At 65.0% G+C, this 23,060-nt stretch carries 28 protein-coding genes and 1 pseudogene; 11 read left to right on the top strand and 18 right to left on the bottom strand.

Annotated features, from left to right (window positions below):
* Positions 1-23: 23 nt before the first annotated feature.
* From nuoI to HMPREF0591_RS28920, 3 genes and pseudogenes are all read right to left on the bottom strand, one after another.
* Positions 24-551 (bottom strand): NADH-quinone oxidoreductase subunit NuoI, encoded by a 528-nt coding sequence (gene nuoI / locus HMPREF0591_RS28930; RefSeq protein ID WP_007172396.1) that lies wholly within the window; start codon positions 549-551, stop codon positions 24-26.
* 200 nt (positions 552-751) lie between these two features.
* Positions 752-1,890 (bottom strand): annotated as a pseudogene (locus tag HMPREF0591_RS34260) (fatty acid desaturase family protein).
* A 94-nt stretch (positions 1,891-1,984) separates the two neighbouring features.
* Positions 1,985-2,758 (bottom strand): TetR/AcrR family transcriptional regulator, encoded by a 774-nt coding sequence (locus HMPREF0591_RS28920; protein ID WP_003876843.1) that lies wholly within the window; start codon positions 2,756-2,758, stop codon positions 1,985-1,987.
* Positions 2,759-3,291: 533 nt separating this feature from the next.
* On the opposite strand from HMPREF0591_RS28920, the gene HMPREF0591_RS31695 reads away from it, so the two are divergent.
* Both HMPREF0591_RS31695 and HMPREF0591_RS32765 read left to right on the top strand, forming a co-directional pair.
* Positions 3,292-3,459, top strand: coding sequence for a CsbD family protein (locus tag HMPREF0591_RS31695; protein ID WP_179143982.1), 168 nt, complete (start codon positions 3,292-3,294; stop codon positions 3,457-3,459).
* A 49-nt stretch (positions 3,460-3,508) separates the two neighbouring features.
* Positions 3,509-3,688, top strand: coding sequence for a DUF6131 family protein (locus HMPREF0591_RS32765; protein WP_007172392.1), 180 nt, complete (start codon positions 3,509-3,511; stop codon positions 3,686-3,688).
* 132 nt (positions 3,689-3,820) lie between these two features.
* Here HMPREF0591_RS32765 and HMPREF0591_RS33345 read toward each other — a convergent pair whose 3' ends face one another.
* A complete protein-coding gene (locus HMPREF0591_RS33345) occupies positions 3,821-4,096 on the bottom strand; it encodes a hypothetical protein (protein WP_123766485.1) in 276 nt (91 codons plus the stop codon).
* A 170-nt stretch (positions 4,097-4,266) separates the two neighbouring features.
* Here HMPREF0591_RS33345 and HMPREF0591_RS28910 point away from each other — a divergent pair, with 170 nt between their 5' ends.
* Together HMPREF0591_RS28910 and HMPREF0591_RS28905 are read left to right on the top strand one after the other, a co-directional pair.
* A complete protein-coding gene (locus tag HMPREF0591_RS28910; protein WP_007172390.1) occupies positions 4,267-5,406 on the top strand; it encodes a carboxylate-amine ligase in 1,140 nt (379 codons plus the stop codon).
* Between the two features lie 174 nt (positions 5,407-5,580).
* Positions 5,581-6,126, top strand: coding sequence for a DUF5994 family protein (locus HMPREF0591_RS28905; RefSeq protein ID WP_007172389.1), 546 nt, complete (start codon positions 5,581-5,583; stop codon positions 6,124-6,126).
* 50 nt (positions 6,127-6,176) lie between these two features.
* On the opposite strand, the gene HMPREF0591_RS28900 is transcribed toward HMPREF0591_RS28905, so the two are convergent.
* From HMPREF0591_RS28900 to HMPREF0591_RS34250, 5 genes are all read right to left on the bottom strand, one after another.
* The gene (locus HMPREF0591_RS28900) at positions 6,177-6,380 is read right to left on the bottom strand and encodes a hypothetical protein (protein ID WP_003874696.1); all 204 of its coding nucleotides are present in this window, start codon (positions 6,378-6,380) and stop codon (positions 6,177-6,179) included.
* A 2-nt stretch (positions 6,381-6,382) separates the two neighbouring features.
* On the bottom strand, positions 6,383-6,973 hold the full coding sequence (locus HMPREF0591_RS34255) for a DUF5994 family protein (RefSeq protein ID WP_080671456.1): 591 nt from the start codon (positions 6,971-6,973) through the stop codon (positions 6,383-6,385).
* A 513-nt stretch (positions 6,974-7,486) separates the two neighbouring features.
* A complete protein-coding gene (locus HMPREF0591_RS28895) occupies positions 7,487-7,690 on the bottom strand; it encodes a hypothetical protein (RefSeq protein WP_040624347.1) in 204 nt (67 codons plus the stop codon).
* A gap of 648 nt (positions 7,691-8,338) precedes the next feature.
* Positions 8,339-8,497 carry a DUF6307 family protein gene (locus tag HMPREF0591_RS33340; RefSeq protein ID WP_007172386.1) on the bottom strand — a complete coding sequence of 53 codons (159 nt, stop codon included), beginning with the start codon at positions 8,495-8,497 and terminating at the stop codon, positions 8,339-8,341.
* A 244-nt stretch (positions 8,498-8,741) separates the two neighbouring features.
* Complete coding sequence (locus HMPREF0591_RS34250) at positions 8,742-9,896, bottom strand: site-specific integrase (protein ID WP_007172385.1); 1,155 nt, start codon at positions 9,894-9,896, stop codon at positions 8,742-8,744.
* Positions 9,897-10,361: 465 nt separating this feature from the next.
* Here HMPREF0591_RS34250 and HMPREF0591_RS34245 point away from each other — a divergent pair, with 465 nt between their 5' ends.
* The gene (locus HMPREF0591_RS34245) at positions 10,362-10,595 is read left to right on the top strand and encodes a hypothetical protein (RefSeq protein ID WP_007172384.1); all 234 of its coding nucleotides are present in this window, start codon (positions 10,362-10,364) and stop codon (positions 10,593-10,595) included.
* A gap of 437 nt (positions 10,596-11,032) precedes the next feature.
* On the opposite strand, the gene HMPREF0591_RS34240 is transcribed toward HMPREF0591_RS34245, so the two are convergent.
* Genes HMPREF0591_RS34240 through HMPREF0591_RS28880 form a run of 3 tightly spaced genes read right to left on the bottom strand, consistent with a single transcriptional unit; the run spans position 11,033 to position 12,599 of the window.
* Positions 11,033-11,179 (bottom strand): hypothetical protein, encoded by a 147-nt coding sequence (locus HMPREF0591_RS34240; protein WP_007172383.1) that lies wholly within the window; start codon positions 11,177-11,179, stop codon positions 11,033-11,035.
* An 8-nt stretch (positions 11,180-11,187) separates the two neighbouring features.
* Complete coding sequence (locus HMPREF0591_RS28885) at positions 11,188-11,532, bottom strand: helix-turn-helix domain-containing protein (RefSeq protein ID WP_007172382.1); 345 nt, start codon at positions 11,530-11,532, stop codon at positions 11,188-11,190.
* Positions 11,529-12,599, bottom strand: coding sequence for a tyrosine-type recombinase/integrase (locus HMPREF0591_RS28880; protein ID WP_050790179.1), 1,071 nt, complete (start codon positions 12,597-12,599; stop codon positions 11,529-11,531). The genes HMPREF0591_RS28885 and HMPREF0591_RS28880 overlap by 4 nt, the downstream gene beginning before the upstream one ends.
* Positions 12,600-12,818: 219 nt before the next feature.
* On the opposite strand from HMPREF0591_RS28880, the gene HMPREF0591_RS28875 reads away from it, so the two are divergent.
* The 6 genes from HMPREF0591_RS28875 (at position 12,819) to HMPREF0591_RS28850 (ending at position 17,689) form a co-directional block, all read left to right on the top strand.
* Entirely contained in the window at positions 12,819-13,163 is a 345-nt protein-coding gene (locus HMPREF0591_RS28875) for a hypothetical protein (RefSeq protein WP_007172380.1), read from the top strand.
* A 221-nt stretch (positions 13,164-13,384) separates the two neighbouring features.
* Positions 13,385-14,905 (top strand): DUF4226 domain-containing protein, encoded by a 1,521-nt coding sequence (locus HMPREF0591_RS34510; RefSeq protein ID WP_007172379.1) that lies wholly within the window; start codon positions 13,385-13,387, stop codon positions 14,903-14,905.
* 27 nt (positions 14,906-14,932) lie between these two features.
* On the top strand, positions 14,933-15,247 hold the full coding sequence (locus HMPREF0591_RS28865) for a hypothetical protein (protein ID WP_041321561.1): 315 nt from the start codon (positions 14,933-14,935) through the stop codon (positions 15,245-15,247).
* A gap of 75 nt (positions 15,248-15,322) precedes the next feature.
* Positions 15,323-15,628 carry a type VII secretion target gene (locus HMPREF0591_RS28860; RefSeq protein ID WP_007172377.1) on the top strand — a complete coding sequence of 102 codons (306 nt, stop codon included), beginning with the start codon at positions 15,323-15,325 and terminating at the stop codon, positions 15,626-15,628.
* 16 nt (positions 15,629-15,644) lie between these two features.
* Positions 15,645-17,351, top strand: coding sequence for a PPE domain-containing protein (locus tag HMPREF0591_RS34505; RefSeq protein ID WP_023363520.1), 1,707 nt, complete (start codon positions 15,645-15,647; stop codon positions 17,349-17,351).
* On the top strand, positions 17,348-17,689 hold the full coding sequence (locus HMPREF0591_RS28850; protein WP_007172375.1) for a hypothetical protein: 342 nt from the start codon (positions 17,348-17,350) through the stop codon (positions 17,687-17,689). Before HMPREF0591_RS34505 ends, HMPREF0591_RS28850 begins: the two co-directional genes overlap by 4 nt.
* A gap of 112 nt (positions 17,690-17,801) precedes the next feature.
* Here HMPREF0591_RS28850 and HMPREF0591_RS28845 read toward each other — a convergent pair whose 3' ends face one another.
* From HMPREF0591_RS28845 to HMPREF0591_RS28830, 6 genes are all read right to left on the bottom strand, one after another.
* Complete coding sequence (locus HMPREF0591_RS28845; protein ID WP_007172374.1) at positions 17,802-18,989, bottom strand: hypothetical protein; 1,188 nt, start codon at positions 18,987-18,989, stop codon at positions 17,802-17,804.
* 385 nt (positions 18,990-19,374) lie between these two features.
* Positions 19,375-19,791, bottom strand: a complete 417-nt coding sequence (locus tag HMPREF0591_RS28840) for a hypothetical protein (RefSeq protein WP_007172373.1) — start codon at positions 19,789-19,791, stop codon at positions 19,375-19,377.
* 160 nt (positions 19,792-19,951) lie between these two features.
* Positions 19,952-21,814 carry a helicase associated domain-containing protein gene (locus HMPREF0591_RS31680; protein WP_023363516.1) on the bottom strand — a complete coding sequence of 621 codons (1,863 nt, stop codon included), beginning with the start codon at positions 21,812-21,814 and terminating at the stop codon, positions 19,952-19,954.
* Positions 21,815-21,894: 80 nt separating this feature from the next.
* Positions 21,895-22,137 (bottom strand): hypothetical protein, encoded by a 243-nt coding sequence (locus tag HMPREF0591_RS32755; protein WP_142383102.1) that lies wholly within the window; start codon positions 22,135-22,137, stop codon positions 21,895-21,897.
* Positions 22,138-22,190: 53 nt separating this feature from the next.
* Positions 22,191-22,475 (bottom strand): hypothetical protein, encoded by a 285-nt coding sequence (locus HMPREF0591_RS32750; protein WP_007172369.1) that lies wholly within the window; start codon positions 22,473-22,475, stop codon positions 22,191-22,193.
* Entirely contained in the window at positions 22,438-23,028 is a 591-nt protein-coding gene (locus HMPREF0591_RS28830) for a hypothetical protein (protein WP_023363514.1), read from the bottom strand. The genes HMPREF0591_RS32750 and HMPREF0591_RS28830 overlap by 38 nt, the downstream gene beginning before the upstream one ends.
* Positions 23,029-23,060: the final 32 nt, after the last annotated feature.

Below are 23,060 nucleotides of genomic sequence, written 5' to 3'. Positions count from 1 at the left end.
CGCGTCCGCGGTCAACAACGTGGTCACCGGGCTTCGCGGTTCGCCGCGGCGATGTTGTCGAGGAGGTAATAGTCGCGTTCGGTGCTGCCAGGCGCCACCGGGTGCGGCGGGGCCGCCATACCGGGCTGCAGTGGCGCCAGCAGCTGGTCCTTGCCGTAGATCAGGTCGGCGCGGTTGTCGTCGGCCATTTCGTAGTCGTTGATCATCGTCAGGGCCCGCGTCGGGCAAGCCTCGATGCAGAACCCGCAGCCGATGCATCGCAGGTAATTGATCTGATACGCCCGCCCGTAGCGCTCGCCCGGCGAAAAACGTTCGGCCTCGGTGTTATCGGCGCTCTCCACGAAAATCGCGTCGGCCGGGCAGGCCCACGCGCACAGCTCACACCCGATGCACTTCTCCAACCCGTCGGGCCATCGGTTGAGCTGATGGCGGCCGTGGTAGCGCGGCGCCACCGGGCCCGGCTTCTCCGGATACCCCTCGGTGACTGGCTTCTTGAACATCGCCGAAAACGTCACGCGGAAACCCGCGATGGGTTTGAGGAATGTAAACATTTGTGCCCTCCTGGGATCGGGCCGACTTCGAGTGCGCCGGGCCTGCTGCGCTGCCTGCCTCCGAGCTTGGCCACGTCCACATGAACCTGAGACCCAGACTAGGCCGTGTCATCAAACGGCGTTCCTCGAAACAGCCCTGCCGCATCACCTCGACGAGCGGGAACATCAATACACACCCGAATCTGAGAGGCTGGGACTGTCTAAATAGCGGTGGATCCGACCTTCATTGTCTGGTGTGCGTCATCGAGGTGGTCAGGTTTGTGGGCGTCCATTCCGTCAGCATCGGGGGCGGGAAGCCGATCCGGGAGTGCGAGCTTGAAGATGGTGCGCACGGTCCCTAGGTATTGGCGTGCGAGCGGACCGGTCGTGTACGGCAGGTCGAAGCGCGCGCATATGGACCGCACTTGTGGTGCGATCTGCGCGTAGCGGTTGCTCGGGAGATCCGGAAAGAGGTGATGCTCAATCTGGTAGCAGAGGTTTCCGCTGAGGAATGCCAACACCGGCCCGGCGCGGAAGTTCGCAGTGCCAAGCATTTGTCGCAGATACCATTCGGATTTGGACTCATCGTTCAGTGCGTCGGGCGCGAACTTCTGTGTGTCCGTCCGCAGCAGATCACCACGTAAGCCCACACATTTCGCAGCAGGTTGGCGGCCGCGTTCGCGGTGAGCGTGCGGCGCCATCGTCGAAGACTCAGCGCGGGAAAGATCAGATAGTCCTTGCCGGCCTGGCACGCCACTTTCTGCACCAAGGCTCGGGTGAGCGCGGACTTGGCGGCACGCTTCTGCTGCGACTCCCAACCCTGCAGCGCGATGCCCCACTCGAACATGATGGCCAGCAATACGCTTCGTAGCGGCTGCAATAGATTGCTGCACCGCCACTGCTGATCACGGGTGACCCGCATGATGCCGTATCCGAGGTCGTCGTCCTCGCCGATGACGTTCGTAAACACGTGGTGGCGGTAGTTGTGGGCATAGCGCCACTGTGAGGAGACGCCGACCATGTCCCACTCCCAGGTGCTGGAGTGGATTTCCGGGTCGTTCATCCAATCCCATTGACCGTGGCAGATGTTGTGACCGAGCTCCATGTTCTCGATGCTCTTCGCGGTGGCCAGCGCGGCGGTTCCCAGTGCCCAGCCGGGCCCGCTTCGGCTGGCGGCGATCACAAGCCGTGCCGCGAGGTCGAGGCCGCGCTGAAACGCGATGGCCCGCTGAATGTATGTCCGATCTTGTTCACCACGCGAATTCTCGATGTCGCGACGGATTGCCTCCAGTGCGACACCAAGCGCCTCGAGGTCCACCTCCCGCAGGTGAGCGTATTCGGCTGCGTCTGTTATCGCCATCGTCGTCTTGCCCAAGTCTGCAAATAGTTTGGGGGTCATACCTATTCGCACAGAACGACGGTGAGTTTGGAAAGCTTGCTGCGTGTCATCGAGGTCACGTCCGTTCGTGGTCGCCTTGTTGAGGCTCGGTGGTGTCCGCGGGAGCGGCGCCGGGGATCGTGAGGCGCACGGCCAGTCCGCTGAGCAGAATGTCGAGTCCGCGGTCGAGTTCAGCCAGTGGGTCGTAGGAAGCCCAGACCGGTGCGAGTTCGCGTAGGTGCCCAAACTGGTCGATCGGAAGCCGGTGTAGACCCAGCCGCAAGACGTGGTCGGTTTCCTCCGGCCGCTCGACGATTTCCTGCAGTTCGGTAAGTACGTGCCCGTACAGGAACCCGAACAACGCCCGGTAGACGTGCAACGCGTCCTCCCCGGTGAACCCGGCCCCGATGAGCAGGGTCAGAACCTCTTCGAGATGCCGCAGGATTCCCGGTGGGCGCATCCCAAGCGGTGTGGCCAGCGGCCGGGTGACCAACAACGGCACCACGTTGGGGTGCGCACGTGCCAGATCTCGGAATTCGTGGCCGAGCTTGCGTAGTGCAGCGGCCCAGTCCGGCGTTGTGGTGTCCAGCGAAAGCCGTTCGAAGACCATCTCGACGACGCCGTCGAGCACCGCGGCCTTGTTCGGCACATGCCGATACAGTGCCATCGGGTCGCGCCCGACGGCCTCGCCGAGCCGCCGCATCGAGAGCCCGTCGACGCCGTCGCGGTCAATGATCTCCAGGGCGCTGGCCAGGACCGCCGCACGGGTGATCGGCCTGCTCTCACCGTCGGCCTCGTTGTTGCGGGATTCGGGCGCGGAACTTGCAAGGCCTGCTGGTGGTTGGGTCATGGATGCTGCCGCCTTCCGGGCGTGTCTCCAGTGTTGATCTCCACCGTAGACCTACACTGTAGACATCGCAATGCCGAGTCACCTCCAGGCTGTTGACACAGTATGTCTATGCCGTAGATATACACCGTTGACAAGCTGGACGATGTGGCGTGTACTGGACTTCTAAGCATCAGTAGAGGCGCCGCCATGATCGACATCGTTGGACCGGTTGCCTTGCTCGCCGGTGGTCGTGGGGTTCACCGGGGTGCTGACCAACACGGGCTCGCTGGCCTATCGGCCGCGAATGGCGCCGCATTCGGCGATGACATCACCGCGCCGACGCGCACCCCTCCGTCCTCGGGGTCTTCGTTGGCGCATTTCGACGCTCGGCTTGAGCGTGCAGCCAGCCGGTGTACGGCGTTCCGCGGGACAGGGCGAGCCGCCCGCCACGATCTGGAGATGTCGCTGGCTCGCCCGGCAACCAGTCTCGCCCATGTCTTCATCCCGCGTTCGCGGGTTATGAACACCGAGAACCCAAGGAGTCCGCAATGAGAGTGGCTGCAAAGATTGCCCACAAGTTCGAAGCCGCCAAGGTCAGCGCGAAGAAGGTCTTCGGCCGCGCCACCGGCAACACCGGCATGCGGGCCGAGGGACGCGCCGGCCAGGTCAAAGGCAACGCCAAACAGGCAGGCGACAAGCTCAATGACGCTTTCAAACACTGATCCCGGGCACATCCGCCCCGATCATCTCCACGAGACTTAGGTAACTATCATGATCATCTTCGGACTTGTCCTTATTGTTTTGGGGCTGCTCCTCCCGAGCCTTGCCCCCACATTCGCGTTCGCCCATGTTGTCCTGGTCATCGGGGTCATCCTGCTGGTCGTGGGCCTGCTACTCATGCTGATGGGGCGCACCGGTCACGCCATCGGCGGCCGGCGTCACTACTACTGACCGTGGTTCCGTGGCCGACGGCATCGAGTCGACGGCCACGATCGGCCCCGTGACCCGACAGTCGAGCACTACCACTTCGAGACTGCACAGCCGCAGATGGCACCGACCAAACCGCCACGCTGCGTGCAGAACTCATGCCTCACCAACTCGCAAGGAGCCGATATGTCCACCAGCAGTGCCGTTTTCGTCGTACTCGTCGTGTTCGCCACGACCGTGCCCATCGCAATCTTCGCATGGGTAGCGGGCAAAAAACACCGCAAAGTTCGCCCTGCGGCGCCCGACAACACCCACCAATCCGTCAAACAGGGAGACCCACCGCGATTTCGACAGCGCGAGGCGTGGGCTGACGAGGCCGCCGACCTCAGCACTGCGCGCGGTCAGAAGCCGACATCTGAGCGACCCCAGCATGGGGCCTGCCTCAACGGGACGGCGTCCGCCACAACGCGTCGCCGAACCTCCCTGAGCAGCTCGACGACCCAATGGGACCGAGCGGACACGATGGATACTTTCCGACATGCGCCCCATGAGCATGTGAATGCCGATCACAAGGAACGCCAAGACAATTGACATTATCCACGATGCCCCGGACGGTCGGCATAGAGGAAGAGTTCCACCTTGTCGACCTCACCACCCGGCGGCTGGCACCGCGGGCACCAGAGCTGCTTGGACTGCTGTCTGACGGTTATGTGGCCGAATTGCAGAGCTGTGTCGTGGAGACCAACGGCAGTGTGGTCAGTACGCTTGCGGAACTGCGGGCCGATCTGACTGAGCGGCGTCGAGTCCTCGTCGATACCGCCGCTACGCTCGGGTTGGGCGTGGTTGCCGCTGGGGCGGTTCCGTTGTCGGTGCCCAGCGAGATGCACGTGACCCAGACTTCCCGTTATCAGCAGATGCTTGCCGACTATCAGCTGTTGGCACGCGAACAACTGATCTGTGGAACCCAGATACACGTGGGAATCGACGACCGTGATGAATCTGTCCTGGTGGCCGGTCGGGTAGCCGCCTATGTTCCCACTCTGCTTGCCTTGAGCGCGAGTTCGCCGTTCTGGTCCGACGGATCTGACACCGGCTACAGCAGCGTCCGAACATTGGTATGGCAGCGATGGCCGACCACCGGATTAGCGCCTCCGGCCACGTCAGCCGCGGAGTACGACACGTTGATCTCCAATCTCATTGCGACCGGAGTGATCACCGATGCGGGGATGTCGTATTTCGACGTTCGCCCCGCCCTGCGAACTCCCACCTTGGAGCTGCGCGTGTGCGATAGCTGTCCACGCGCCGACACCATTGTGCTCATCGCGGCGCTATTCCGCGCGCTCGTCGAACGCGAGATCCAGGGACTACGCACCGGAGTGCCTGCCGCCATAGTGGTGCCCCCGCTCGGCCGTGCCGCGCTGTGGCGAGCCGCCCGGTCAGGACTGGAAGGTGACCTGGTGGACTTGATACATCCGGCGAGTCGCCCCGCCGGCGATGTGGTTACCGACTTGGTCCAGATGCTCCGCCCACAGCTGGAGGCATCCGGGGATTGGCAGGCCGTTGAGGGCCTGGCGCGCAAGGCTCTTACGCAGGGCAGCTCTGCGGCCAGGCAGCGTGGCGCCATGCGCACGCGCAATGACCTGTTCGACGTCGTGGATCACCTCATCGCCGAGACCGCCGCCGTCGCGCCCGGCGCCCACGGTACGTTGGCAACCCGTCGTAATGGATCTGACGGGGGCTGAGAGCCACCGTCGGCACGGCGCAAACAAATCGCTAGACCGCGGCCTCCATTCGGAGCTGGACCGGCGTAGGATCAACACCATCGGTGGTATTTCGTACACACAGCCAGTTCGAGTGTGGCATCGCTGATTCGAAGTGATATGGCCGCATCACGCGGTCCAGATGGGAGCGTCGCCATGACGCCACAGCAGACACGCAGAAACGATCAGAACACCATCGTGCCGGCGCGCACGCCGCGCCTCCGGTTAAAACCCAAAGCACCCCAAAGCGGCTATGTCGATGGCGCCTGGTGGCCCCGCAGCGATGACCTCAGCGCAGAGTTGCCAGACCTGTTGGCAGTGCTCTCGGTGCGCCTGGGCCGCATCGACCGAGTGCTATACCATTTGAACGCCTGGGCGGACGCGCCACGAAAGCTCGCCACTGGAGGACGGGCGGTACGCCTAGACGGGTACCGGCTTCAGCCGATCAACACCATCGAAGTTCTCGGGCTCGAGGGTGACCGACTCACGCTATTGGTGATTCCGCCCGACACCGACGCGAACGACGCCCACCGCACCATGATGACCGCGGCACAACCTCGCAACGCCGCGACCGTCGACGGATTGCTCACGATCAGCCAGCGAGACCGGGACAGCCGCACCCAGGCCTCCACCGCACAAGAACGCTGGGAATCAGAAGGCGGAACTACAGCTTCCCCACGGCTGGCGCAGCTCCCCGGCTGACGCCGGAACCTCGCCCGCGGCCCCGCATCCGAGGGAGGACATGCCGGGCACTATGAGCGGTGACGAAACAGCCCGTGCCGCTTCCGCTTCTCGTCACCGGCCACCTCAGTCCAGCCGCCCACCGGATAGGTCACGGGCTGCATTGTTCCAGCACGGACAACCTCCAACGACCCGTCGGCGTGCTTGACGTAGCGGTCACCGAAGCGCGCAAACTCATCAGTGAGCCCATCGTTGCGGGTTACTTGCACAGTCATGGTCAAATCCGATCCCTGGCGATATCGCCAGCATCCCATTCTTCAGAAGCCTTCGCCGGATGGGAATTCGGGAAAGCACTGCGTGGTTTGGAGATCCCTGAAGCCCAGCGCTGCTGGGCAACGCCAGCCCGATCCAAGCTGATTCGGACGCGCGGTTGGATCCCCAGAAGCCGATCTACACACGTCTCGTCGCTGGGATGTGCGGCCCTCATCATCGTCGCATGCGCATCGGAGGCATCCGCGCACACAGCCACGACCAGCAGATCGAGTCGACGGAATCCTGATCCTAGCAGGCTGACGGTTGAGATAGGTTGGCGCTCATATCCATCCAACTTGACCGGACCGCCACCAGCGTCGAGTTTTCGCGGCGCAGACCGCCAGTCAGACAATCGATAGAGTACCCGTTCGATGCGGCCCAGGCGCACCGAGAGCACTGCCAACAGGTCTGGCAGCTCTGCGCTGAGGTCATCGCTGCGGGGCCACCAGGCCCCATCGACATAACCGCTTTGGGGTGCCGTGGGTTTCAACCGAAATCTCGGAGTACGGAACGGGCCCTGCTTCCGTTGCGGATTCTCGACCGCTCGTAGCGTCATATGAACGCTCCCATCTATGGCCGAGCCAATCGACCTATGAATCGATGCTCCAAACCCCATGGGCAATCTGCACGACCGAACACCAACATGTTTAACGATACTCGCAGTCACACAAAATAGCGATAGGCGAGGACGCATATGACGGATTGCGCGAAGGAACCACGAAGGGCGCCTTACAAATAGCTGTTGGCGTCAGGCGGGCTTGACCCTTCGACTACCGCGACGCCGCCACCGTAGCCACCCCCCTCAACACCGCGTCGCGCTGGTGCCGGCCGCGGTGCACACCGACCGACCAGCCGACATCCACTTTGGCGCACGGCAGCTCACCCATCAAAGGCCACACTACGCCGACGCCGCCCTGCCGACTCCTCGACAACGGCCCACCCTGAGTGCGTCGCCGCAAGTGCCCAGGGAATTCAGATCACCCATCCACACAGGGAGAGTCCGATGAATACGGTGTCGGAGAACACCTTCCGTTAACACATCCAGAACAGCCGGCGGCGGATCACCGGTTCAGGACACGGGCGCCGGACTGGCGTCGCCGCTGCCCGTCCCCTCAACGTCGGGATCGGTCACCCGGGCATCAACACCGTAGGCCTCACGAAACTTCACTCCGAGAACGACCAGGCGCATCCACACCGCCGGCGGATCGGTCTCCTGGCCCTCGACCCGTTTTGAGTTGCCCCGCAAATTGATGCAAATCATCGATCCGAGCACCTGCTCCGCAGTAATGGTGGCCTCTGGTGCCGCCGCCTGCGAACCGCGCCGATAAATGCATCACTCGATGATAGGCGAGCAAACAGCTCCGACTGCACGTTGAACACACTGTTCAGTTGTTGCTGCCGTCAGCCAACACCCCAAATCTAGACGCCAAGCAAACTCCTGGACCCTACTCGTCGAACAATCCCGGCAGCCCAACGTGAAACAGTGCGACATCGCGCGCAGTGTCCTGTTCTCCAAGATGTATTGCGAAGCAGCGATTCCCAGTCATCGCCGGTACTATCCCCGGGCCCAGCCAGGCGCAACCAGTCAACCAACGGTCCGGCCCACCGGGGCCGACTCTTCTGGCACCGGCCCCGGTTGACTGACACGTTGTGCGACAGCGACCGCGACATTCAAGTGCGACGCCACAGAACCGCGCTGACTGCTTAACCCGAGGTCGCTTTTTTCTGTGACGCCTAACGGCGAACTTCGATTACGACCACTCATCCGCCGCTGCACCACGGGTTCCCGCCGACACCGGCCCCAAACCAATCCGTCGTGTCGGTCGTGCTCATGCCCTACACAGGCGGGTCAGGGCCGGACGCTGCGGACAGCGCTCAGCATCGCACCGCGTCGGATTCCCCTGGCATGTCGACGAATCGCCTAGCGGATCTTCTCAGGAATTGAGTCCAGCGCACGTAGCACCTGGACGGCGAGCTTGCCAGCACTATCGTCGTCGAATATCGCCGATGTGATCAGTGTTTGTTTGACGAGTTCAACGCGCTTTTCGTAGGGCGTGCGAAACGTCGTGGGGCCGTTCATGATTTTCCCATTCCGTCAAGCGTGTTCACTCAACCGAGATGCCGCTCAACACCCTCCACAGTACCCTGCGCGCGCCTCGGAGCGGTGCGGCCAGAGACGACGATCCCGAGGCTGCACTTCGTCGGGACTGTCGGAACAGAGCCATCCGCTTAGGAGGAGGTGGCTGATAATCGGCGCCTGCCTTGCGCAAGGGTTCCATTCCCGGGGACGAGGCCCAGTCCGTGGCGGCCTTGACATCGCGTCATCACGAGTTGCGGCGGGCGACCTCGGCGGCGTAGCGGGGGCGAGTGTTGCCGGCTTCTTCGCTCCAGGTGACGGCGCGTTTGATGCTGAAGCCGAGGAGTTTGGCGAGCACGACAGCGGGCAGTTCGCCGGCGAGGTCGATCAGCGCGGTGTTGCGGGCGATCCGGGGGGAGATGCCAATTCGTTTGAGCCGCAGCCCCACTTGGTTGGCGGACAGGTGCCCACCGGAGCGTCCTCCGGGAAACAGCCATGGATTGGTGCCCACGGTGACCGCGGCGTATCCGCGGCGCTGCTGTACGAGATCGGCGAGCAGGCGGTCGACGGGGCTGGGCACGGTGAGCGGGACGGCGCCGAGGGTGAGTTGGACCGCGTCGTCGGTGATGGTGACGTCGGCAACCTTGAGGGTGACCAGGCGGGCGGCGGGTTGGCTGTAGAGCAGCACGAGCAGCCCGGCGACCCGATCGCGCGTCTCCAAGTCGGGGTGTTCGATCAGGTATTGGATCAGGCGCCATCGTTCGTCGTCGCCGGGCAGGGTGTGGCGGGTGCGGCGGGTTTGCGGTACGGGAGCCGCGACGTCGTGGGCGTAGCCACGGTGGACCGCCCAGGCGAGGAATTGGTGGATCTGGCGGCGAGTGGGGTTGCGCACCAACCAGTCGTCGACGAACGCCTGCTGGCATGAGGCCAGCGCCAGTCCGTGCGCGTTGAGTTCGGACACGAAGTCGGTGATGGCGGCAGTCATGGCTTGGGCGGCCAGCCCGTGGTTGCGTTTGAGTGGTCCTTGGTCGGCGCGGGCCCGCAGTTTACGCAGGTGATTCCATTCGGTGAATGCGCGGACCGCCGCGCGATCGTCGCGGTTGCTGATAGTGGCCAGCCGGGCGGCGATGTACTGCTCGGTGCGGTGCAGATAGGGGTCGCGGGGTGGCAGCACCTCGGCGTTCACCAGGATGTTGCGCAGCCATTCCACGGATTTGCTGGCCGGTAGGTCATCGAGGTCGTGGTGGCTGAGGGTGTCGCCGAGTTCGGCGAGCTGCGCGGGCAGTTCACTGTTCGATCGCATGCGCCTGACCCATCGCAGCACCGGCATGGCGTCACATTGCAGCAACGCCTCGACGATGCGGCCCGCGGCGCCGCTCAATTCGCCGTTCTTGGCGAACAATTCGCGGAGCTCACCGGGACAGGCGCAGGCCGGGCACAGCCCACGGTGGTACGTGCGTCCATGGGCGCCGCATTGCGCACAGTCGGTGAAGTAGGCGGGTTCACGTAGTAGGCAGGCCGAGCACAGCGGCCCGACCCCGGCAAGCCGCGCCGAGACCGCCAGGGTTTTGCCGCACCGCGCGCACGGTTCCCGACTTCGTGCGCACGGGTTACACACCGGCTCACCGGCGTCAGTCCGGGTGTGCACGGAGCGGATGTTGCCGCATACCGAACAGGGTTGGGGTGGGCGCTGTTTGGCCGAGCAGGTGCCGCAGATGGGCTTTCCCGTCCGGGTGCGGGTGCATGGGCGAGTACGTCCGCACGAGCTGCAGACCGCGGTGGGTGCCGGGTAGCAGCGCCGGCAGAGCTTCGCCTGCCCGTCATGGTGGTTGATGAAGTCCACACGACCGCACCGTGTACACGGCTCATGATTGACCGGATCATGCTCGAAACAACGGTGACAGAGGCGCTCGCCGGCACCGTGATAATTGATAAGGTGACGCTGGCGACCGCAACGAGCGCAGGTGCCGCGGCTGAAGTGGTGACCCCAGCACGTATGGCAGCAGCGCAACCCGTCAATCTGGCTGCCGAGCTTCACGGTGCGCAAACACAACGGGCACTGCGGAAGGCGCACATTGTCGGCACCGGCAGCGACAAGTAGTTCGGCGAGCCGCACCGAGACCGCCGAGCGGTGGGCGATCTCACCGCGAAACACTCCGGGGGTGTCCTGCAAGATCCAGTTAAGCTCGCGCTGCGCGACCGCCGTGCCGAACACCGACGCCACCCGGTCAATCTCAGTGGCCGACAACCCGGTCCGCAGTTGCGCGATACCGTCACGAACCTTGGCGGCGTGATCGACGTCGGGTTCGGGCTTGCACCTCCGACACAACAGGCCATCGCCGTACCGCGGCCGGTAGATCAACTTGTCCACCGCGCCGCAGCCCGGGCATTCACCGACAGCCGGCTGCCAACCCTGCATCGAACAGGCTCGGCAGATGCGCTTCTTGAGCTTGCGCGAATAGATTTCCGAATCATTGCCGCACAGGGCACACCGCGGCGCTCGAACACGCATGGCGCCGAGTTGGCGCAGACACAGGATCAGCGGCTCGATGTCGGCGGCGCAGTCGCTGCCGCCGGGCCCATCCCCTCGATCGCGGTGCGGACATCGTCGTGGCTCAGGTGCGGCTCGATCGCGCCCACTGCAGTGACGATCACCGTCACGAACTCGCTGCGGTTTCCGCGCATCCGCCGGCCTAGGAATCCGCGTCGACGATCTTGGCCCGGACGGGGCGGTGGCCACCAAGTTCACGCGTCCTGACCGGTTTGCTGCGCTCCGCTGCGCCCGCGGCCTTCTTCGCCGAGGCAGCTGTGGCGGGCACGATCTCGATCAACTCGTCCATCGCACACCCCAAAATGTCCACCAGTGCCACCAGGGTGGGCAGGCTCAACCGTTCCGGCTTCTCGGTCACGAGCCGGTAAACCTGGCTGGCCGACAGCTGCACCCCGCGTTCGGCCAGCAGTGGCCGCAACGCTGTCGTGTTGAACAGTCCGCGTTCGGCCATCAGCCTGCGCAGATGCCAGTGGTAATCGGCGGTCATTGGTGTCCCTCTCCAAAGCTGGACACCCGCCCCAGCGCGTCGGTGAGCATCTTGTTCATGAACTCGCCGGTGACATGGGTATAGATGCCGGTGGTACTGGCGAACCGGTGACCGGAAATTTCCTGCAGGAACCGTGGATCCACGCCGTCCTCGGTCATGTGGCTGATGAACGAATGCCGAAAACAGTGCGGGGTGAGCTTGCGATCCAGGCCCACCTCATCCCGGATGTCGTCGAAGGTGCCCGTCAACGTCCGCACCTTCACCTGCGAGCGCCGTTCGGTCAGCCACAGCGCCTGCTTCTGCCCAGGCTCATACAACGGCCGAATGTTGTTGACATAGTCCAACAGTGCCTCCGCCGCCCACGGCATCAACGTCGGCACCGTCCGCCTCTTGGGCGGCGACCCTCGCGAGGCCTTCCCGTACCGGACATGCAGAAACCCACACGGCCCCAACTCGGGAGCGTGCGGATTGCGATACATGTCGGCCAGATCCAGCCGACACAGCTCGTTGATCCGCAAACCCCAGCCGTACATCACCTTGAACATCGTCGTGTCCCGATAGGCGGCCAACGTGCCCTTACGCCGCGACCGGCGAGCCTTCTCGACCTGCGCGTCGGCGCAATCAAGGAAATCCTGAAGCTCCTTGCGGGTGAACGGCCGACGGCCCGGATCACCCTCGTAATCGACAAGATGCGCCGAGGTGTTCCACTCGTGACAGATCTGCGTCGGATGATCGCCGAACCACAGTTCACACTGCGTCGGCCAGTCGTAATAGGGCGAGGTGATGAAGCTACAGAACAGCCGGACCGCGCCCTGCTTCTGACGGATCGTGGACTTCGCCCGAGACAGCGACCCCACCAGATGCGCGCTCCACTCATCCATCATCCGGGCCGTCCACTCCCACGGATACGCTCCCGAAAACTCGATGAACTCACCGACGCACGAGGCCCGTACCTTCACCGTGTTTTCCGCACACAACCGCCCACCCAACTGCTGCTTGGCCCACCCCGACAACATCGCCCGCACCATGTCGTCCTCGGGATGAAGATGCCGCACACCAGGCGCCAACTCCAGATGCGCCGAACCGGGCGCCGGCAATTCGCGTTTCCTGCCCACCACCCCCAACCTTCCAATGCACTAAACGTGCATCACATGCAATCTACGTCAGAAACCCGCAGTTCGGAAGCCCCCGTGCACATCACGCTGGAGTACGCTCCCTATGTCGAACATCGACTTCGCATCCCAAGCACATCATGCATCTGATGCAATTCCGCGTGGTTCCCGCCGGTGGCGCTATTGGCGACCACGCACATTCTGGGGATCTTGTGGCGGTTTGATCCGGTGCCACCGCCGGATGCGCGCTCGCAGGTGCGTGACCGGGCGCTGGAGCTGGCCGCGCAGCGAATGGACCGGTGGGAGGCAGCGGCGGCCAAGCTGCACGAAGAGGGGTACTGCCCGAGTGTGCCTACCGACAAGATGGTGCAGGTGCTGCGGTACTTGTATGAGTCTCGGCCAGCGCTCTCTCTGCGCGCGATCGGGGCGAAGCCGGAGGTCGGGCTGCACCACGACACGGTGGGAAAGATTCGCGACGCTGCCGGTGCGGCGCTGGGCATGGCGACCGGCGAGGTGTAAGTCCGCACCTCAAACAGGGAAATTCCACGTTCGCAAGCTGGATGCCGCTATGTCGTGCGCTATCTGCTGCGTTATCTCATGGAATATCTCACGCGCTTGCTGACCGGTCGGGGATGGGCGGCGAATCGATCCAAATCGGTGGGGCGCGACCGTCGCATAGTGCCGGCAGGCGGCGGTAGCGTTTTGCCCAACGACCTGCACTTAGAGGGGATTCGGCCGCGATGGGCTTATTTGACGTCTTCGATGACCTGTTGGATGACCTGACGGGCATATTCGACGGGGATGATGATGGCGGGGACGGCGGCGATGATGGGCCACCCGAGCAGTGGGGGCCGGGTCCGCTGCCCAACGCAGGCCCGCCGTGGGGGCCGGCGCCGCAAGTTCCCAACGGCCCCAGTGGTTTACAGCAGGGCGTCGATCAGGCCGGAACCACCTATCAGCAGGCGAGCGGGGCGGTGAATCAGACGGATGACAAGCTATCTGACCTGCTGAAACAGATCTTCGCCGCCAATGATGCGGCCCGGTCGAAAATTAGTGGGATCGTGGGCAACATTGAGACAGCGCGCCGCGCGCTGGCGGCGAACCCACAGATGGCCAATGATCCGCACGCGATGGCGTTGTTCAACCAATTCTTGGATGGTCAGCTGGCCGAGATTCAACAGGTTCTGGACAGCTCGAAGGTCGATAGCAAAAAACAGGCTGAGTTGCTGGCCGCCCTGGGTGATGAGTACCGCGGTACCGCGGGTGGGGATCATCCGAAGAAAAAGGGCGCAGGTGGGGCGAACGGCGGCGGCGGTGATGGCGGCAACGGTGACACGGGCGGTAACACCACTGACGGCGGCGGTGGCGGTGGTGATGGCGGCAGCGGTGGTGGTGATGGCGGGGGCGCCGGTGGGGGCGGAACCCCTACGGGCAGTGGGGGATTGACCGACCCGTTGGCGGGCTTGGGGGGAGCGGGCATGGGTGATCCGCTGTCGATGTTGGGTCCTGCGATGGCGGGTCTGGGTTCGATTCCGGGCGCCTTGGGTGGGGCGGCAGGCTCACTGCCGATGGACGCCCTGGGCGGCCTGGGCGGCCTGAGTGGGCTTGCCGGTCAGGGCGGTGGAGACGGGTTTAAAGACACCGGCGCTCACGATCACGGCAAGTCCGACGATTTCGAAGACGGCCCGCACGGCAAGGGTGACAGTGATGGCGGGAAAAACAATGACGGGGCGGCTGGTAAGGACGACACCGGCAGCAAGAACGGGCAGACTCAGCCCGCGGGGACGACGCAGCCTGCGCCGAGCACCCAGCCTGCCCCGCCGGCCGCGGTCCCGGCCAGTGCGGGTGGTGACCCAAGCCAGGTGGTGCAGATGCCGGACGGTTCTCCGGTGACGGCAACAACGGCCCAACACGCCGCGGCGGTGCGTGGGGTCCTCAACGGGCAGACCGTCACTGATGCCTGGAAGCAGGCTCATGTGGAGCTGCCGCCTCCAGGTACACCGGTGACCGCTCCGGCCGACCCGAGTCATTTGGTGCCCGGTGAAATCGCGCAATTTAAGAGTCGTGACCCGGTGATGTACATGGGTAATGGCAAAATCTGGCTGGATGGGCAGCTACAACCACAAAGTGCCCTGCCGACAGGTGATTTTTCGGGCTGGATCGACCCACCTGGGCTGGCGGGTACTCCCGCTGCGCCGCCTGCGCCGGGCAGCCCTGCTCCGGCGGGCCAGCCGACGACAACGAATACCAGCGGTACCTAAATGTGGGGCCTTGATGCGGGAGTCGCGGTGACCGACGAACAGCTGCCAGAGGAAGGTGCCATTCCCACTGTCGCGGAGTGGTCGGCCGACGGCGCCTTGATGGTCGCGGTCGACTGGCAAGGGGAGGGGCTGCAGGTCCAGCTCGAACCCGAGGTCACCCGGTCGTGGACCGCAGAGATACTGGCGGATCGGATTATGCGTCTGCACCGGTTGGCGTTGATGCGGGCCCGCGCCGAACAGCGCCAGCGTGTCATCGAGGAATACGGCACAGCGCTGCCGACGACCCCGGGGTGGCCCAGTTTGACCGACGTCGACGAATACCGGCACACGATCGATTTTTAGCCAGCGCCGACCGATGCGTAGCCCGCTAAGTCGTTGTTAGGCTTAGCAAACAGCCAGTTCAATGGGAGGTATGCGGTGGCCGGCAATAGTGCGACGCTGGATTTCGACGAGTGGCATCAGCACGCGCAATGGTGGGATCAAGAGGGTCCGCGGGTGCGTGAGCGCCTCAGCGTCGACCCTGGCACAGCGCAAAGCGTGGGACAACGCTTCGGCGACATCGGATGGGAAGTGCGTCAGGCGTTGAACGAGACGCTGCAGGCACGTGCTGAGGCCGGTCAGGCGCTGGGACAATACTGCGAGGGTGTGGCTGGCCATATTCGGTCCAGCCTGGCCTCCTACCAGCAGACCGAAGCCGACAACCAGCAAACCCTGCAAACCTAACCATAGGGCTTGCGCGGTGGCGGATTCAGTACGGGTTGACACCGACGTTGTCCGCTCGGCGGGCCGTCAGGCCGACGCGGCGGGCGGGACCGCAACGCCCGGTTCGGGTCAGGTGCAGCCAAGCGCCGCGGACATGGTGTCGGTGGGCGCGAGCACCCGTTTCACCGCACAGGTGAGCTTGGCTCGCAAATACACCACGATGGCCAACACGATGGCGCGCCAGTTCGGGGTGAAACTCGATGCCAGCGCCGGCGCTTACGACGAGCAGGAAGTGCAGTCCGCAGGGACGTTGGGCAGCGCGGGATCGGGTGGGGCTGTGCGGGCGGTGTCGGCTACGCGGTCCCTACCGGCCGCGCCTGTGGTGCCCGCGGATCTCGTGTCAGGCGGGGCAGGTGGCGGTCTGCCCGCCGGTGAAGTCCCCACCAGCCCGCGTGACATCGCCAGGTTGATTGAGACCGGCCGGGCCGGCACGGGCAAGCAGACCTGGCAGGCCATGGAAACCAGCCTGCGCGGCGAAGCCAAACAACTGCGTGAGGCTGCCGATCAACTGGGCACCGCGATCAGCACGGCCGGTGATGGATGGCAAGCAAAATCCGCCGATGCAGCCACGACCAAGATGCGGGCACTTCAGACCTGGTATGAAGGCCATGCCCACTATGTCGACGGCCTGGCTGAGCAGGCCAAAGCCCACATTCAGAACTTCTCCAAAGTCGTCACTGATGTCCCGCCGTATCGCCACGTGCTGGACGCCGAGCGGGAGCTCAAAGCCGCGTTGCAGTCCAATGCCCGCGCCGGCGGCGCCCACCGGGTGGCCGTGGTCAATGCGCAAGTGAAGGTCAGCAAGCTCTACTCGGCCTCGACGGCCGGGTTCACCACGTACACGTTCTCCGAAGCGGCGCCACGACAGCCCGACGTACCCAAGCCGCCGCCGGGCCCAAGCCCAGATGTTGCGCCGGTTACCCCGCCGACCGGAGCCGGTGACGGCCCGGTGGGACCACGACAACCACAGCATTCACCCAAGAGCGCACCGGTGGACCCGGTGCAGGGAGGTCCTGGTCTAGGAGAGAACCTGACACCGGGGCCGACATGGCCGCCCGGCGCCCCCGACCCGGCGGCCCCCGCGGACCCACTGACCGATGCCCTACCGGCGACGGCAAGCTCACTGCCTTCGGAAGTCATCCCGGGAATCATGGGCGGCGTCGTCGGCGGCCTAGGTGGGGTTCTGGGCGGCCTGACCGGCGCGGGCCAAAAGGCACTACAGGGCTTAGAACAGGCGGCCGGGCCGGCGATGAGCGGTTTGGGCCAGCATCCCGGCGGCGGTGAACCGCAGCACGGCGGCGACCAATCCCCCCAGTCACCGGAGCCTCCCTCGGCCGGCGATCTGTCACCACCCGATGATCTGGGCGCCGGCGGGGGTGGGGGTGACACCGAGCCCGCGGGCGGGGAGAGCCCTATGGCCGCACCCCCCGAAGTCGCTGCACCGGCGGCGGCCGCGCCGGCGTCGGCACCCTCGGCGCCGGCGGCAGCCGAAGCACCGGCCCCGGCGATGGGCGCCATGGGCCCGATGATGCCACCCATGCGCGGCGGCGGTGAGGGATCGGGCCCGGACAACAAGCAGCTCTACCAGGAGCGCAAGCTGAAAGTGGTGGCGCCGCCCAACAGCGAGCCGGTCAAAAACCGTCGAGAAGGCCGCGCCAGACCCGATGATCGGAAGAAGCAGTGAGCACCCCTCAGGAAAGAATCGCCGACGTCGACCAGGGGCTTCGCGTCACGCGAGCGTTGCTGGCCGAACTCAACGCTGCCGCCCACAACATGCGCGAACGCGACCCGATCAGCGACGTGGTGATAGCGTCCTTCGACTCCGACGGGTATCTGAGCGACCTTTTCATCAAACCGACCGCACTGGCCGATTACACCCACACCGGGCTGGAAGATCTGATCACCGACGTGCTACGCGAAAGCTTCGATCGTTTATTCGAGGCCAGTAATGCAATCATCGACCGGTACTGGGGCCCGGAATCATCCTGGCACGAGCTCAAGGCACTGCGCGACGACTGGTAGCCCACCACTCGGCGCGCTATCGCATCAAATATCTCGACGACTATCTCATCGCATGTCTTGCCGGTGTTCACCGCCGCGACGATGGGGAGGTACGGGCGCGCGTCACCGCAGGTTAGCGCCACAGGTCGTGTCGAGTCGCGTCCGGGGTGGGAGTGCCGGTGCGGCGGGCGCGGTCGATGAGCGCTTCGATGCGTGCCTGTTCGGCGGCAGCCTCAGCGGTTCGACGCTGCGCGGTGCGCTGTCGGGCGGCCGCCAGGGCGGCGAACACGTCAGCGTGGCCGGGACCAGACTGGGCGGCCTGGCCGGCGGCCCGGCCGGCCAGATGTGCGCGGTGCTCGGCCGCACTGTGGGCGCGGCGCCGTTCTTCGGCGGCGCGGGCTTGAGCTTCGCGGGCCTCGTCGAGAGCGGCCGGGCGTTCGGTCAGGTTGTCGGTGCCGTGCCAGGCCAGGATCGCCCCCAGCAGCCCTATCGGTCGTGTGGGGCTGTCGGGGATGCGCCGGCCGACGCCGAGCCAGTCGGTGATGAGCTGGTTGAGGTCACGTGGGGTCCAGCCGGCGGCCGCCGGCGCGGCGAGCATGGCCGCCCAGCTGGTCGGGGTGAAGCGGCGTGCCCACGGTGGGGCGTGCGAATCGGCTCGCCAGTCCGCCGCCAGCCGCCAGCCTGCCGCGTCTGGAGCTGGGCGGCGCGTAGCGACGCCGTGCCGGGCGCCCTTGTGGCGCCCGTGGGTAGTAACCAGTCGTTCTGAAGGTGAGGTGTGGGTGGTTACTGGGGACCGTTCCAGGTGGGGTGACACGGTGTGGATAACCCGGTTGACCTGGGCGTCGTCGTGCAGCGCCCACACCGAGGCCCAGCCGCGGTGGCGATCGCCCATCCGCCAGGACGCCATACGTTCGATGTAGGTGCGTTGGCGGCCGCGCAGGACCTCGGTGGCCACCCCAAGCAGGCGCAGGCATTCGCGGGCCCGCTGGACGGTGCGCTCGGTAAACCCGGTCGCGCGCTGCAACTGTTCGTTGGTCGGCCGGGCGTTGCGGCCGGTGTCGGCGTCGGCAGTGCGGGCGAAGGCGGCCGCGATCGCGACCAGGGTGCGTTTGGCGATGCCCCCTGAGGTCATCTGCGACCGGATCTCGGTGTAGCGCAGGTCGTAGGCCGCGGCCACGGTGACGTGCGCCCAGTAGGCGCCCCCACCGGACCAGCACGGCACGCCTGCGTAGGTGTCCTCGGCGAGCTCGAGGTTGACGAACACGCTCGCCGGCGGGGGATCGCCACCGTGCAGTCGGCGGCCGCGGCGGATCTGCAGCACCTCGGCTACCGGGGTTGTGCGCACGACACCGCGCCGCGGGCGAACAGCGCTACAACCGCGATACGTTCGGGGCCGCGTAGCAAACGGCCGACTAGGAGCTCGGCCGCGAGAAATGTCACGGTTTACACACCGTTCGCGCGGCGGATCTGGAACCGCGGCAAGGTATGCGCTACCGTGAGACGAGCTGTCCAAGCTACGTCCCTTTCAGGGGCAACGGGTGCGGACCCGGAACTGAGCTGCCAACTCGGTTTGAACCCTCTAGACAGAGGCCCCGTTAACGCGGGGCCTTCGTCATGTCAGCGGGTAGAGCCGCACCGCCTATTGAGATGTCATATCTGCCCGGCAAGAGTCAGCCAAGACGAAAGGGAGGCCGGGCTAGGGGGTTTCACATGGCCAGCGGCAAGCCCTCCTCAACGCAGGTGGGGGTTCGGGCATACTCGGGCAACCCGACGTGGACCGCGAGGACGTCCGCGATATAGGGGGCCACTTGGCCGCGGTGCGAACCCGACTGGGCCGCCTGTCGAGCAAGCCGTTCAGAAACCTCGCGATGCGGCCGCGTCATGATCCTGTTGTCCCGCGAGTCACCCCGCAGGCCGTCCAACTTCCGGGTCGCCGCGATCGGCAGCTGATTGAACTCGCGAACATGCTCAGGTAGGCCGACATAGAGAGCCAGAACGTCAGCGATGTACTGAGACATCGACGACGAACCCGCCTCTTCTGCCATGGCGATGAGACGTTGCGTAACGGCTGGATGGTTTTTCACCATGTGCGCGCCGCGATCACCTTTGCTTGGAGGAGCCATAGAAGTTCACCTTGCCAGGGGGTTCGGTTGCAGCAACCGTGACACGCCGAAGGATCGACGATTTGTCAATAAGGTCTGGAGCAGGGAGTATCGGGAATTCCCGATTAGCAATGAATCAGCGAGAATTCGGGTGCGGGGGTCCGCGCCGTCGAACGCACGCTCACGCCGCATTGACCTGTCGGCCGGGGGCGTCGCTGTTCCAGACCCAACCGGGCAGCGCTTGCAGGCGTGCGGTTCGGCGCGGGTCCAGCGCGCCTTGCCGGTAGGTGTAGCGCTGCGTGTTGACCCATTGACCCAGCCGGAACCTGTCGGCGCTGATGTGGCCGTGCGGGACACGGGCGTGGCCGTGCTCGTCGACGAACTGGGTCAAGGCGGTGAAGCCACGTTCCCAGCGCTGCTCGCCGCTGGCGCCCCATACCCAACCCGGCAAGGCTTCCAGCCGTGCCGCACGGTCGGCGTCCAGCGCGCCTTGCCGATGGGTGTGGCGCTGTGCGTTGACCCATTGGCCTAGGCGAATGCCGTCACCGGTGATGTGTGCTGACGGGACGCGAGCGTGGCCGTGCTCGTCGACGAACTGGGTCAATGCGCGGAACCTGCCGTCCCAGCCGCAGTAAACGCCTGGGGTGCGGTCGCGCCGGCGCCATACCCAGCCTGGTAAGGCTTCCAGTCGTGCGGCGCGGCCGTCGTCGAGCTCGCCGCGGTGGTGCTTGCGGCGTTGGGCGGACACCCAGTCACCGAGGTGGAAGCTGTCGCTGCAGGTATGCCGTGACTCAACGTTGGCGTGGCCGTGCTCGTCGACGAACTGGGTGAGGGCGGTGAAGCCGCGTTCCCACTGCTCGTCGAGCCTGTCGCTCCAGGTCCAGCCGGGCGTGGCTTCTAGCCGTGCGACACGCTCGGCATTGACGCGGCCTTGGCGGTACTTGCGGCGCTGGTCACGCGCCCACTGGCCAAGTTTGATCCCGTCGCTGGTGATGTAGTCGTTGGGGAAGCGGGCGTGACCGTGCTCGGCCACATACGCCCCTAACGTGGCGTAGAGCCGTTCCCACAGGTCCTCGCGGCTTTCTCGCCATACCCAGCCCGGCAATGCTGCTAGCCGCGCGGCGCGAGCGGGGTTGAGCCGGTTGTCCTGATGGGAAGCGCGTTGGTTATCCACCCAGTCGCCGAGGCGAAAGTTGTCGGTGGTGATGTGAAGTCGAGCCACGTTGGCGTGGCCGTGTTCGGCAACGTACTGGGTGAGCGCGGTGAAGCCGTGTTCCCAGCGCTGCTCGAGCCACTGCTCGTGGCCCGCGTTCCCGTTCCAGGCCCAGCCCGGCAACGTTTCTAGACGTGCCGCGCGTGCGGGGTCGAGGCGGTTTTTGCGCTGGTCTCGCCGCTGGTCTGTTACCCATGCGCCGAGGCGGTGACCGTCATCGGTGATGTGGGAGCCCGGGACGCGGGCGTGGCCATGTTGGGCGACGAACTGGGTCAGCGCGGCAAAGCCGCGTTCCCAGCGGTCTGCGCGGCTGTCGCGCCATACCCAGCCGGGCAACGTTTCTAGACGTGCCGCGCGTGCGGGGTCAAGGGTGTTTTGTTGGTGGCGGGAACGTTGGTTGCCCACCCATGTTCCGAGCGGGGTGCCGTCTCGAGAGACATGGTTTTGCGGGACGCGCGCATGCCCGTGCTGAGCGACGAACTGGGTCAGCGCGGCGAACATGGCATCCCAATAGGCCTGGTGGGGTGTAGCCCAGCGCGGGCCGAGCAACGCGGCAAGCTGCGCTGCCCGCTCATCATCAAGTAGGTTGGTGCGGTGGGCTTTTCGCTGCTCATTAAGCCAGCGGCCCGGGAAGCGACCGTTTTCAGTTCGGTAGTCCTCGGGTATGCGGGCGTGGCCATGCTCGGCGATGAACGCGGTCAGTTCGTCCAGCATGTCAGCCCAGCGAGTCGGTGTGCGATGCTGCGGCCCAGCGTGCTGCGGTTCGGGGTGATCGCCGGCGGCCGGCGATGCGGGAGTTTGTGGTACCAAATCCTGTGTGGCCGTGGTCATTTGGTGTCCTTTCTGCGTCGGGTGATCCGTGATGTTTGTGCACATGTGTGAATCACAGGCTGGGAGAATGGGAGTCGCCCCTATTTAGGTGCGGGACGGCCCTGGGTGGGTGAATGGTGTTCGCCAGCTTGGACTCGTGGTCGTAGACAGCTCGGAATCAGGCCGGTGAAAGCGCCAGTGCGCGCGCCGTGGCGGTGGTGCGTGACGTTGTTGGCGGCCGATGCTGGCACCGCAGGGCCGGCTGGCCGGCGCGGTTCGCGGCTGAGGTGGTCAAGCAGGCTCGCCTCGTCAATCGCCGAGGTGAACACTTCGTGGATGGTCATCATGAAAGTCCTTGTGTATGTTGGGGATAAGGGTCCGGTCACCGGCCTCGGGCTTAGCTGCCCACGGCCGCAGGATGCGTGTAGAGGTGGGCGATGAGTTCAACCCACCGACACGCGTCCTCGCGGCGCGCAGCCAGTACATGCGGGGGTGGGATCTGGGGGGCCGGACAGCCGGCGCTGGCGACCGTCGCGGCCAGATACAGCCGCCAGTAAAGGTGGCCGGCGGGCCGAAATGCCCCGCAGATCACCGACGTATCGTCATCGAAGACCGTGATGCGTTCCGTGCCGTTGTCGTCGACGCTAGCGATGACGGGATGCTCTGCAACCGCTGAGCTCATGGGAACCTCCGTGGTCTAGGAGTGCTGTGTCCACCAGATTGGCTGCGCAACGTTGACCCGAGCCGTGGTACCAACCGCCGATGTTGTCGTCGAAGTGTCTTGGGGTTCGCGCCCGGGCGATGTGATGAATCCCAAGGTGCACGTTCGCCGCACGTCCAAGGAACGCGGCCTTTTGGAGGACACTGTTCTGGATGTGGTCGCCGTCGCCGACCAGCACGAGCAGCGGTCGGAAATCAGAGCACGGCAGGCCGATACCGCGCTGCAGTCGTTGCTCCACGGTGGCGAGGACCGCGTGTATCGCACGCGAATCGCGTGGTCCAACAACAGCTGCCCCGAGGCCGAAGACCTTAGCGCGCGCGGTCTGCGTGATCGGACCGTTGGACGTGCTCTCGATCATGAGACAGTCCCACGCCTCACCGCGAACCTCGGCAACGATCGCCTCGACCCCGCCTGCGTACCACCCTTCTATCCATGTGTGCGTCAGGCCAGCCGCGTGGGCCGTATGCGGCTGCCAGTCACCGCCTTTGAATGCCTCAGTCAACATGCTTTCCACACCCCTCCTGATTCGTTCGACACCACGGCGCA

This window comes from Mycobacterium parascrofulaceum ATCC BAA-614 (assembly GCF_000164135.1).
GTDB classification, from domain to species: Bacteria; Actinomycetota; Actinomycetes; order Mycobacteriales; family Mycobacteriaceae; genus Mycobacterium; species Mycobacterium parascrofulaceum.
The sequence above is the reverse complement of the archived record's forward strand: the minus strand, read 5'-3'. Positions and strand labels throughout refer to the sequence as shown.